This is a genomic window from Phocaeicola faecium (genome assembly GCF_014837055.1).
Taxonomy (GTDB): Bacteria; Bacteroidota; Bacteroidia; order Bacteroidales; family Bacteroidaceae; genus Phocaeicola; species Phocaeicola gallinarum.
In genome coordinates this window covers 1-12,390 of record NZ_JACSPQ010000017.1, presented here as the reverse complement: position 1 = coordinate 12,390, position 12,390 = coordinate 1, and the positions used below count along the sequence as shown (strand labels likewise).

Below are 12,390 nucleotides of genomic sequence, written 5' to 3'. Positions count from 1 at the left end.
TTGACAGGAATATGCCTGAAATCTGCTGATGTTGGTCTATTGTTGTTCCCAAATTATTTGAGATAACATGTTGACATTCAAAGCAGAAGTACTAAAGAGCAAGCAGAAAAGTGATGGTACTTACAATGTAAAGATTAGAATGACCTATAACAGGGAGGTCAAAAGACTGTCTACCAATATCTTTGTTAGGCAAGAAGATTTAACTAAATCATTCAAACTAAAGAACCCCAAGTTTATTAAAGAGGCAGATACCATAGTAAGGTATTATCAGGAAGTGTGTGCAAGGCTACAGCTTGACATCAATCACTACACCTTAGATGACATCATAGCTCATCTGAAAGGTGAACAGATAAAATCCCAAGAGATAGACTTCATTCAATTCAGCAGAGAGTGGATAACTCATGCGACCATTAAAGGAGCTGAGAACTATACTACAGCTATCAATGCTTTAGTGGCTTTCTTAGGTCAAGAAGAGCTAAAGATAAGTCAGTTGACTAAAGGTTTGCTGGAGAGATTTGCCTCATACATCAATGCAAGAAGGGAAGTTAAGGTAAAGGAACTGATAAGACAAGGCAAAAGAGTACCCTCTAATAGAGCCTTATCACTCTATTTAGGAAGTATCAGGCACTTGTTCAATGAAGCCAAGAAGCATTATAATGACTATGACAGGAATATCATACTTATTGGCAGTTCTCCCTTTGAGAACTTTAAAATACCAAAACAGGAAGCTACCCGTAAGAGAGCCATATCAGCAGACCTCATCAGGCAGATATATAAGTTGCCTTACCTTTACAACAGTAGAGGAAAAGAAACTCAAGGCAGATATAACCTTGCTAAGGATTGCTTTATCTTATCTTTCTGCTTGATAGGGATAAATTCAGCAGATTTGTATAACTGTAGTGAGTTGGATAGTAATGTAATTACCTATTATAGAACTAAGACCACCAGCAGAAGAGTTGATAAAGCCAAAATGCAAGTGAAGGTACCTGCTTTGATAATGCCTTTATTGAAGAAATATAGGGATATTAAAGGGCAAAGGATTTTCAACTTCTATCACCATTACAGTACAGCAGACAGCTTTAATAAAGCTATCAACTATGGTTTGAAAGAGATAGGCAAACTGATAGGAGTAGATGACTTGGAATATTATGCTGCGAGGCATAGTTGGGCTACTTTAGCAGTGAATAAGGTAGGCATTGACAAGTACACAGTTCATTCAGCCCTTAATCATATAGATGAGGCTATGAAAGTTACAGACATCTATATTGAGAGAGACTTTGAACCTGAAAATGAGGCTAACAGGTTGGTAATGGAATATGTGTTTGGTAATGGTGCTTACATTTAAGTCCAGAAGTGGATTGTAGTAAAGAATCTCCGTATTCACCACTTGTATTATGGGGATTCTTTTCTATCTTTGCGCACTAAGTATTATATATAATATAATGATATTGTAGTAGTGATGAAAGGCAACAGCAATAAGAAAAGTTTATTTAAGCTATCTGTAGGTGGGAATACCACAGACAAGGACTTGGAGCGTGAAGCCAAGGCAAGACAAATGGAAGATATATTCAGCAGTCTTGATGCTATGTTTGCTCCAGCAGATATGCCATCTGTCCCTTCATTAGATATAGACAAAGAGGGCACTTCAAATTCTACTTCTAAGAAAGATAGTTCAACAGATGTTCTCCCTGTAGAAAGTACAACCAATAGCAACAAGTCAGATACTTCACCAGCATTAGAAAAGTCAAAGAAAAGCAACCTATTTGATGAAATAGCCAGCTTCAGTAAGGACATACCAAGAATAGAAGCCCTGCATTCTACTGCCAGCAGTATTTTTTCTATTTCAAAAGATATAGAACAGGAGAAGCAGCCTTTGTCCTCTAAAATTGAAAAAGTTCCCCCATCAATAAAGGTGATTGAATGTGATGAAAGTGTCAGGTGCATATCTGAGATATGGAATGAAACACCTTGTGGCATCATAGAATGTCAGGTGCCACATATAGGAGCTACCTACTTGGAAATGTGCTCAGACAGGGATTCCATTATAGTATTCCCTGATGAAAGTGAAGCATATAGAAACTCTAAGAAATATTCAAATAGCCTGTATGTCAGCAAGGAAATAGGAGAAGAGGATATATCTGACTATATTCAGAAGCAATCAAGGCACAAGTTTATTGCAACCCCTAATAGTGCAGGCAAGTTATTGTACCAGCTAAGCAAGGAGGGTCAGGAAGAGGACGTAGTGAAGAAGTACTTCTTCATGGTCAAGGATATGGAACAGTTACAAGCTGAAAGTACATATAAGGCTGACAATGGCAAGGTGCTGGATTTCTACTTGAAGTTCCCCAAAGGCAAAAGGTGTATCTACACCACAGACTATAGAGCATTTACTCATCCTGTCCTGAATAATGAGGAAGTACATGTCATCAAGTGGAAGAACCTGCCCAAGAGGAACATCAAGGTCATATCATGCAGCAATATTATTGGAGCGTTAAAGGAGGCTATAGAGAAGCTGCCAGCTAAAGACAAGGTACTGGTGGTTTATACCTCTATACAACAGGCAAGATTAGCCATACTCAACTTAAAAGAGGATATGCAGAAAGAGTGCTGTATATGGTGTAGGGAGTTCAATAAAGAGGAGGCTGGAAAGTTCTTCAAAGCAATAGGTGAATCTAAATCCCTGCCTAAAAGAATAACATTCTTGGGTTATAGAGATTATAACCTGCAAATAAAAGGCAAATGCCATCTGATTATTGTGTCTGATACAAATAAGGGCAGCACTTTGATGTCAATCAAGGATATAATCAAAGTCTATAGCCTGTGCAAACCAACTAATATATTAAGTGACACTGTAATACATAATGAGGCAGCCTGCCATTGGCAATGGGAAATGGAAATTAATGTACTTGTAGAAAGGGCTGAAAAGATAGTGAAACTGTTGAATACTGCTGATGAGCTGAGTGAGGGGGATAACAGTTTGAAAAGGCTGTTCTCTATTGTAGGCACCACCCTGAGAAACAAGGCTACAGGCAGAATAAGAGGCAGACTGCCCAATATCAAGTTGATTAGAAGGGATTACTGGAGCAAGGATTCAGCGGCTTACATGAACATAGACAGCCTACTGTTAAGGGTAAACCTCAGCAATACCTATTACAGCAAACCTACAGCTTTAGCTAAGGCACTCAAAGAGCTATATAGCATTACCTCCTCAGAACCCAATAATAATGAGGAGATTCCAGAAGCTCAGCAAGAGATAGAAAAGGAGGAGAAAAAGCGTCAGAGTGCCAAGAAACTCAAAGAAAGGATAGCCATACTGGATGAGATATTGAAACTTCATATAAATAATAAACTCAATCAAGAATATCTTGATGAGAAAGGTAAGAAAGGTAGCAGTATTCATAGAAAGGTTTATAAGGAGGTAGCCAAGCTATACTCCTACATGGGAACAGAAGAGCTTATAGACAACTTGAAACACATTGAAAGTGGCAATAAGATAGGCTTCAATAACTTTAATAACAAGGTCATATACTGGTCTTTAGTTGAGAACCATCCTTTAAGGCTGTCAGTAAATGAAGCGTTCAAGGTCGGAGAGAAGTACACCAATGCTGAAATCAGAGAGAAAATGAACTCCATCATACAGTATCACTTTCATAGGGACTGGTCAGAGAATACCAGAAAGCCCATTACTCTATTCAAGTGCTTTTTTGAGACAGAAAGACCTAAGAGAGAGTATATCATTAAGTCAGAGCTTAGCTTCAAGTGTCACAAGGACAGGATAGACAAGAATGAGGATGATTTGTTAAAATTATTTATAATATCAGATACTCAGGCTAATAAGAAGTCAAAGAAGCCTCAGTCTGAAAAATCTTAGCTACCTTTGAAATAAAAAAATTTCCTACCATAATGGATAGAATAAATAGGGATAATACAGTTAGTTATATACTCTGTAAGAGGTGGAGTGATATAAAAGAAAAGTTTGTCAACTACTTTGCTTCCTTAGAGCCTAAGCATGCTATAGTAAGCTCTTTAGGTATTCAATTAAAATATTCAGGTTACTTTGCTATGATTCCAAGTAATTTGGATTTAGAAGCCCATTTAGCTCAATATCCAGTTACAGACTATTTCTTTGTAAAGGATAATTCAGGACATGTAAAATCTGTCAATATCAATGGAACTCTTGGGGCTTATTTTGACCCTGACAGACTTATCTATATAATAGGGCTTATCAGTTCCATACCTGCTAAGAATAAGGATTCCATTACAGAAGATGGTTATGTGTCTATTAACTCCAAGCTCATAAGGAATGCTTTCAAGGACTATTTACCTTATCTTGACTATCTCATAAGAACAGGAGTGTTATGTACTGATGGGCAGTATATTCAAGGTGAGAAGTCAAAAGGCTACAAGTTCACAAAGCAGTATGCCAATGTGCCATTAAAAAGATATGATTACCATGCCTTTCAAGGCAAGGTAGAAGCTATTCCACAAGAAGTCTATAGTGAGGAAAATGGCACTTTTATAACTAATACCCTAAGTGAAGACTCCCCCTATCTGTCCCATTGGTATCTCACACAAAAGCTGCATATAGACAAGCATGCAGCAATCTCTTATGCCCAAGACCTTATGCAATACAAGCTTAGTCAAGGCATACAGTCATGGGATATTAATAAAGATAAGACAAATGAGAGTGTAATAGTCAGGAAGCACCCATTGACCCAATATCAAGCTGCACTATACAATATCAACAGCATTGATATAGGAGATTATAAGGTTTCCATTGATACCCATGTACATAGGCTGCATTCAGCTATAACCAATATACAGAAAGACTACAGAAATTTCCTTACTTATGGTGGTCAAGAATTGGTATGTATTGATATAAAAAATAGTCAACCATACCTTATCTGTGCATTGCTTAACCCAATGTTCTGGCATGTTAATAATGAGCTATCATTAAGCCTCTATTCACTTCCAGAAGATATACAAAGAAGTATAACCTCTGTAGCTCTACCATTGGAACTGGAAAAGTTCTTTGGCAAGTGCTCTAATGATGATTTCATTCAATACAAAGAGGTTGTAGCTAATGGCAGGATGTATGAAACCATAGCAGAAGTATGCCAATCCCATTTGCAGAGTCCTATTAGTAGAGATGAGGCAAAGGTATTGATGTTCTATCTCTTGTTCTCAAGCAATCAGGGGAAGCATGACAATTCCACTATTAACAGTATGAAGAATATATTCAGCATTAAATTATTCCCCAAAGTAGCCCAACTCATTAAAATCATTAAGCATAGGTATAAAGGAGTCCCTGTCAAGAAACAGCACAATAGGTTAGCTTGCCTGCTGCAATCAATGGAGAGTGAGATTATACTCCATAGGTGCTGTAAAAAGATATGGGAGGAGTGCAACCATCAAGTTCCAGTGTTCACTATACATGACTCTATTGCGACAACGGTTGAACATAGGGAGTATGTACAAGCTGTAATGAGAGAGGAACTCAACAAAGCCATAGGAATACCTCCAACATTAAGTATAGACTATTGGAAGCCAAGCGAAGTGAAATATCACAATATGTTATCACATACGTGAGAGACCGAAACTGCCCCTGTTTTCACCACAGAAAGCAGGGGTTTATTATATCTACACATAGAAGTAGATAACTGTTTCTACTGCCCAAGCTGCTATACTACAAAAATTTTTTATTTTATTTTTTCACCTCTTCTGGACTTCCATGAGCCAGCTCTAACCACCTTTACCCTCCCTCCCCTTGCTTTGGAGTGGGAGATACCCCCAGTAGTGAGGTTTAGACTGATGAATGGCATTAACTCTATTGGGTACTAACTCTCCCCCTGCAACTGATGTTTAACAACTTAAAATTACAGACAAATGGAAAAGTTAAAGTTTTTGGAGACTATGACTGTTGAAGAGTTCAAGTCCAAGATGAGTGTAAACAAGATTGAAGTGAAGCAGAATCCTTATACAGGTAAATGCTTCTTCGTGTATGGCATTGAGACAGGAGCTGTGAGTGAGAAGTTCATCAACGGTGAAATCACCAATCCTGTCATTTCACAAGTATGTTCACCTGATACAGGTGACATGTTCTACATGCTCCATCAGAAAGGGGATGGAGGAGCACCAACTCTGGCTACTTTGTAATGTAGTCAGGAAGGTCAGGAAGGTGGTGAGTGAATAGCTTGCCACCTTTTTTATTTACCACAGGAGTTTAACTAAATGTATTTTTTGATATGATGAATCTAAGGAAATCATCCAAGAAGCAGGCTAAGATAAAGCTTGCTCTTCAAGGCTGTGCAGGTAGTGGAAAGACCTATTCAGCACTGCTGCTGGCTTATGGACTTTGCAATGACTGGACTAAGATAGCAGTCATTGATTCAGAGAATGGAAGTGCAGATTTATATGCACATCTGGGCAGTTACAATGTATTGAGCTTGAATGAGAACTTCACACCAGAAACCTATACGGAAGCCATAAAGGTATGTGAGGATGCAGGCATGGAGGTAATCATCATAGACAGCATATCCCAATGCTGGGATAACCTGCTGGAGTACCATGCCAACTTACAAGGGAACAGCTTCACTAACTGGCAGAAGATAACACCAAGAATGAACAGCTTCATGCAGAAGATATTGCAGTCAGACAGACATATTATCTGTACCATGAGGTGCAAGCAGGATTATGTGCTGAATGAGAAGAATGGCAAGATGGTACCTGAAAAGGTAGGTCTAAAGGCTGTCATGAGGGATGGAATAGATTATGAGTTTACCATAGTTTTTGACATCAATATGAAACACCAGTGTGTGGTATCTAAGGACAGGACAAATCTTTTCATTAACAAACCTGACTTCATGATAACCCCTACTACAGGGCAAATTATCAATGACTGGTGCAATGACGGGGTTACTGTAGAAATGATTAGAGGTAAGATAAACCAAGCCAAATCCATTGAGGAACTTACTTCAATCTATCACCAGTACCCTGAATGGTACCAGCAGCTTACCTCTGACTTCATGAACAAGAAATCAGAGTTGCAGGAGATAAAGAACAAGAGTATCAACTATACACCTAATTTTACAAGATATGGAAGCAATGCAGTTGCAGCCTGTCAGGGCTGATTTGGTTTATCCAAGCAGGATGAACAGAAGTTTGAAGTATGATGCGGAGGTCATTACTCCAATAGAGATAATAGAAGCAGAAGTGCCACAGTCAGGAAGTGGGCATAAGTTACCTTTTATAGAAGCCAATACAAAAGAAGTCACTATTGAACATTTGAAGAATGACTGTGTAGTGCCTGTATTCAGCAAGGATAATGAGATAACAATCTCACACCCCAGCTTTATAGAAACTGTGTGGGAAGCTGCCAATAGAGTATTCCCCAATGAGACCATTGAATGCCCAGCTATAAGGGTAAGCCATGTGATTAAGGGAAGAACCCCTGAAGCCATCCACAAGCCAGTAAAGGACTTGCTGGAAACAGACAAGACCATCTATTATGAGAGGATGATGTTCTGCTTCGAGATACCCACCATTCATGAGGACATTGCAGGTAACAGGCTTAACCTTACAATAGGTGGTGTAAGGGCATACAACCATGAGAACCTTTACAGTAAGAAAGGAACAGAGAAGTTCAAGGTTTTCATAGGCTTCAAGAACATGGTATGCTGCAATATGTGTGTGTCCACTGATGGTTACAAGTCAGAGCTAAAGGTAATGAGCATCAATGACCTCTTTACCTCAGCTATGCAACTGTTCCAAGAGTACAACATATCAAAGCACCTTTATTATATGTCAGCCTTTAAGGACAGCTACATGACTGAACAGCAGTTTGCACAGTTCTTGGGCAAGAGCAGGCTGTATCAATACCTGCCCAATGAGCAAAAGAGGAAACTGCCTTTGATGCTTATGACTGATACACAGGTGAACCTTGTAGCCAAGGCATATTATCATGATGATAACTTTTCACCTCTTCAAGACCTTAATAGCGGAATCAGCATGTGGAATGTGTATAACCTGCTTACAGGAGCTAATAAGAGCAGCTATATTGATAACTTCTTGGATAGAGCCTACAATGCCAACCAACTTGCTGAGGGGCTTAATAAGGCTCTCTATGGAGAAAATGAATATTCCTGGTTTATCCAGTAATTACTTTGATTAGTAAACTTTCCCTCCCCTTACCTCCCTTATCCATTATGGTAGGAAATTCTTGCTGTGTCGAAAAATACTGGACTGTCTTATTAGGAATTAAAGTAAAAATCGACATCTGCGCACTAAGTTATAAATGTTATATATTATAACATATTAGCTTTACAGCAGAACAGGATTATACTCACTTCTCTTTTCTGATTTATAGGAAAGTGAGTACACCTGCTATAAGGATAAGGAAGGCAAGCACAAATTGCACATCTAATTTGAGATTTCTCTATATAAAGACAGAGTTAGATGTGCATTTGGTCATTAAAGAGGTTGGCTATTATGGTCAGGAAGAGGTTTGTTTAAGGAAGTTAGGATATGTGGCTATTCCCTCATCCTTAACTTAATCCCTTTCTTGACCATAAGAATGCCGCTTGTATTGAGTAATGTTGAACAAATAACAGATTTAAGAAATGGATATTGTATTAAGTATCTTAGGAGAGATAGCCATGTTCTTTATTGGTCTCTTCATAATGGCTAAGGTATTGGACTGGTAGCAGCCCATGTCTGTAGTTTATTGTTGTACAAGCCCCAGCTTATTACAGGTTGGGGCTTTTAATGTATCTACCTATGGAAGATTTGATATTATTACTAAGGTTCATGATTATACCACTTGCAGTAGTCACATTACTTGCATTTGTGTATAGCAGGAACAGGGAATAAGAGTACCTTTGTATGTAGTTAAGGCACAGCCCATACCTATGGTATCTGATATGCTGGAGTTTAACTTTGAAAAAGTGGCTTTTACATGATTGGTTCTTGCTGAAAAGTAGTATCTTTGTGGCATGAAACATTAAATGAATAGCGAATGAAGTAGAAGTTTAACAAAGACATATTGGAAAAAGAAGTGTTTGCTTCTTACTTGTGACAGTCCTAAAATCACCACTTTGAAGACTAACAATCACAGCAGTAAGCAAGTGAATGCTCATACCATAAGGTGTGGGCTTTCTCTGTTTGTGATTGTAGGTGTTGTGGTGATACCTTGGACTAAAACAGGAAAGTATCACACCTTTCTTTTTGTGGTATGGCTGCAAAAGGAGAATTTATGAGAACAATAGATGAATTAGATGATGTTTTACTTGAGGAATACTACTTTGAGTCATCTTTCAAAGACTGTTATACCACATATATGCCAACTTCTGATGAGGTATCTGATATGCCAGAATTAGCAGAGCTTCAATCTCAATATGCTTATTGGTGCTTAAAGAGTAAGGAAAAGCTATGTTCAGACAGCTTGCCAAATGAGACCCCAGACAGCAACTTTGTGCTATTAATAAAAGACCATATTAGTTCATATAAAGCTAATCCTGCAAACCAAATAAACCCTGCAATGAAATGGCTTTATAGCTTAACAGATATGACTATGTTATCCCAGCAAATAAGTATGCTTGCCATGCACTCTCAATTTAAGAATCAGCCAGATATTTCAATAATAGATGAACATACTCAGTGGGAATCATTAAATCCTATTACAGTATCAATAGGAATAGCGATTTACACCTACTATACTATATTGGTTAATCCTTCTATAAAAATAAATACCTTCAATGCTTTGTTTATCAGAAGTTGGTATTGCTATTATAAGAACTGGATGGCTCGCTGCTTGATGATTAGAATGAATGGTTCCAACTGGAGGTTACAATTCAAAGGAGTTTTATTAGAATAGTATCAAATATAAATGGTAATCATATGAAGCCCTACAATAATGGAACTAAGAGAATGCAAGGGAAGTATGGGATGATAAGTATCACTCCATATATATGTAGTGACGGAGATGTCAAAATACTTAGAGACAAAGGCATCTCCCTCTATATCACCAAAGACTTAATTGGTGCATGTAAAGGCTACTTGTGTCCTGTGGTGCAGAATGGTAAGATAGGCTTTATCAACAGCTTCGCAGAAGTTGTTATACCACCTAAATATGACAGTTTTATAGGAGAGTTCAATAAGGTTGAATCCATGATTGTTGCATATAGAGACAATATGTGTGGAGTATTGAATACCAATGGGATTGAAATGCTTATGGGGGAGTATCAAAGCATATCTCTGATAGGTGCTCAATATGCCATAGTCATGAACTCCGAATATCAGAAAGGCATCATTGAAATCATGACTAACCAAATGACTGTACCCTTTGGAGAGTATGACAGCTTCAACTATTACAATAAGATTTTAACAGCTCGCAAGAAACTCCTGAAAGGGTTAATCACTCCTACCGGCAAGTTAATTACACCTATTCAATACAAGTGGATTGGAAAGGTTGAATATGGGTCACTTAGAGTTATCATAGAAGAGAAAACAGATGATACTGTAATAAAGAGGTGGGGGCTTTTAGATACACGAGGTAATGAGATACTTCCTGCCATCTATGATAACATATTACCTGTTAGAAGCAATGGAAGTGTGGTTTATGCAATAAAAGATAACAAGACTATCAAGTTTGACACAAGTAATTTAACCCAAAGGACTAATATAAAATAACATGGAACAGGATTTAAGTTGGAGCATTGCTAAGACAGGCTTACCTCTGATTACTATTGAGTTGACAACTGATGATGGAAATAAAGGTAACCTATGCTTTCTGATTGATACAGGAGCAACCATAAACATCATATACAGGTTTGTATGCAAGCACTTCACCAAGTCTTTCATTGAGCTTGAAGGCAGCGGTTCTATGATAGGCTTTGAGGGCAAGGAGCATAAGACCCAATATATGGGAATAACTTTTCAACTGGAGGGGAAAGAATATTCTGGAGTGTTCTCAGTCATAGAGGAATACAAGGGAATGAAGCATATAGAGAATGAATCTGGAATACAAGTGCATGGGGTGCTTGGTATGCCTTTCCTGAGAGCCAACAGGTGGATTGTAGACTTAGACAGATTAGTAGTAAAAACCCAATAATATTAGAAGAAGATATATTTATTTGCTGCTATGGCTCTGATAATGATGAGTTGTAGTTCTAATGATGAGGAAAACTTCCCAGCAGATGAACTACTTGCTGGTACTGAATGGAGGTATGGTACATTCTATGATGATGATTACCTTGATGTTCCACCAATAGAACAGGTTACTCCTGAAAATGTAGATTTGCTTGATAAATACTTTCCTAATGTAGAGCTGATATGTACCGCAGGTGAAGTCAACACAACTGATGAAGAAGAGAAAACACAAGGTGAACTTCCCTTTGTTGGCTCACGGGCTAAGCTGACCTTTACCAATAGAGAATGCCTTTATTATAGTGATGAGGGCATTTCATATACCACGGTAGAGGTCATCAGACATTACAGTCAGACCACTACTTATGTGGCACAGAACTATACAAGCACCGTCAATCCATATATCAGTCTTGAAGTCACCAAAGATGCAATCACTCTATATCAGACCAACCCTTATACTGGCCAGCAAATGGAACATGTCTACCTTGAGCTGGATAACTTCAAGCATACCAGAACTTGGGAAGAAACCATTTCTTCTGACACAGAGGAATCCTGTATAAACCCTAAAGAGGAGACTTTCAGTTATCAAAGGAATGGCAATGAAGTGGTATTAAGCAACAGCAATAAGAAGTGGATAGGTACACTTGACACAGATGCTTGGACACTCTCATTTGTTCAGATTATACCAGAGAAGAAAGAGATGCCTACATTTAGCTTAAAGTAGACTAATGATATTACGATAGCTAATAATACACCTCTTCTGGACTGAAATTAACCCAATAATGTAATAACTAAGTGATTTATGAAGAAGCAGGAAATAGAAACTTAGCACCTTAATAAGTGCATTCTTTGGCTTAGTATAAACTCAGCCATTGTTGTTCAATAGTTGTTCTATTGATTTTTCAAGAGAGAATTAACTAACTGATATACAGTAGTTTCAGGCAAAAGTTTTGATAGACTCATAATCTGGAGGTCCCAGGTTCAAGCCCTGGCTGGTCCACATTAAGAATCAAGCACTTACAAAGATTTTGTAGGTGCTTTTTCTTTTATTGGTGACCCTCAGGTGACCTTTTTGAAGCAAAACTTTGTGAAAGTGACCTTTTGAAATTTCATAGAATTGCAGAAATTTCTTATGGATTTTAATAGGAAGAATATCTAAACCTGTATCATTGTAAGCATTCGGTAAACCACGTATTTTCGTCTCCAACTTCCATCATTAACTTTACGTCCAAAAAGCCAAGTTATGAT

The 12,390-nt window shown here is 38.0% G+C and carries 10 protein-coding genes and 1 tRNA gene; all 11 read left to right on the top strand.

What is annotated here, in order from left to right; genetic code table 11:
• The first annotated feature begins 67 nt into the window (after window positions 1–67).
• The 11 genes from H9626_RS11300 to H9626_RS11250 all read left to right on the top strand — a co-directional run bounded on the left by H9626_RS11300 (window position 68) and on the right by H9626_RS11250 (window position 12,142).
• On the top strand, window positions 68–1,345 hold the full coding sequence (locus tag H9626_RS11300) for a phage integrase SAM-like domain-containing protein (protein ID WP_191710525.1): 1,278 nt from the start codon (window positions 68–70) through the stop codon (window positions 1,343–1,345).
• A 114-nt stretch (window positions 1,346–1,459) separates the two neighbouring features.
• On the top strand, window positions 1,460–3,871 hold the full coding sequence (locus H9626_RS11295) for a hypothetical protein (protein WP_191710524.1): 2,412 nt from the start codon (window positions 1,460–1,462) through the stop codon (window positions 3,869–3,871).
• A gap of 32 nt (window positions 3,872–3,903) precedes the next feature.
• A complete protein-coding gene (locus H9626_RS11290; RefSeq protein ID WP_225230980.1) occupies window positions 3,904–5,589 on the top strand; it encodes a hypothetical protein in 1,686 nt (561 codons plus the stop codon).
• A gap of 297 nt (window positions 5,590–5,886) precedes the next feature.
• A complete protein-coding gene (locus tag H9626_RS11285; RefSeq protein ID WP_191710523.1) occupies window positions 5,887–6,156 on the top strand; it encodes a hypothetical protein in 270 nt (89 codons plus the stop codon).
• Window positions 6,157–6,245: 89 nt separating this feature from the next.
• Entirely contained in the window at window positions 6,246–7,130 is an 885-nt protein-coding gene (locus tag H9626_RS11280; RefSeq protein ID WP_191710522.1) for an AAA family ATPase, read from the top strand.
• Entirely contained in the window at window positions 7,096–8,157 is a 1,062-nt protein-coding gene (locus H9626_RS11275) for a DUF3871 family protein (protein ID WP_191710521.1), read from the top strand. The genes H9626_RS11280 and H9626_RS11275 overlap by 35 nt, the downstream gene beginning before the upstream one ends.
• 1,093 nt (window positions 8,158–9,250) lie before the next feature.
• Window positions 9,251–9,871, top strand: a complete 621-nt coding sequence (locus H9626_RS11270) for a hypothetical protein (RefSeq protein WP_191710520.1) — start codon at window positions 9,251–9,253, stop codon at window positions 9,869–9,871.
• A gap of 23 nt (window positions 9,872–9,894) precedes the next feature.
• Entirely contained in the window at window positions 9,895–10,686 is a 792-nt protein-coding gene (locus H9626_RS11265) for a WG repeat-containing protein (protein WP_191710519.1), read from the top strand.
• A gap of 1 nt (window position 10,687) precedes the next feature.
• Window positions 10,688–11,107 (top strand): pepsin/retropepsin-like aspartic protease family protein, encoded by a 420-nt coding sequence (locus H9626_RS11260; protein WP_191710518.1) that lies wholly within the window; start codon window positions 10,688–10,690, stop codon window positions 11,105–11,107.
• Window positions 11,108–11,137: 30 nt separating this feature from the next.
• The gene (locus H9626_RS11255; protein ID WP_191710517.1) at window positions 11,138–11,866 is read left to right on the top strand and encodes a hypothetical protein; all 729 of its coding nucleotides are present in this window, start codon (window positions 11,138–11,140) and stop codon (window positions 11,864–11,866) included.
• A gap of 205 nt (window positions 11,867–12,071) precedes the next feature.
• Window positions 12,072–12,142: transfer RNA gene (locus H9626_RS11250), tRNA-Met, on the top strand.
• Window positions 12,143–12,390 lie beyond the last annotated feature (248 nt).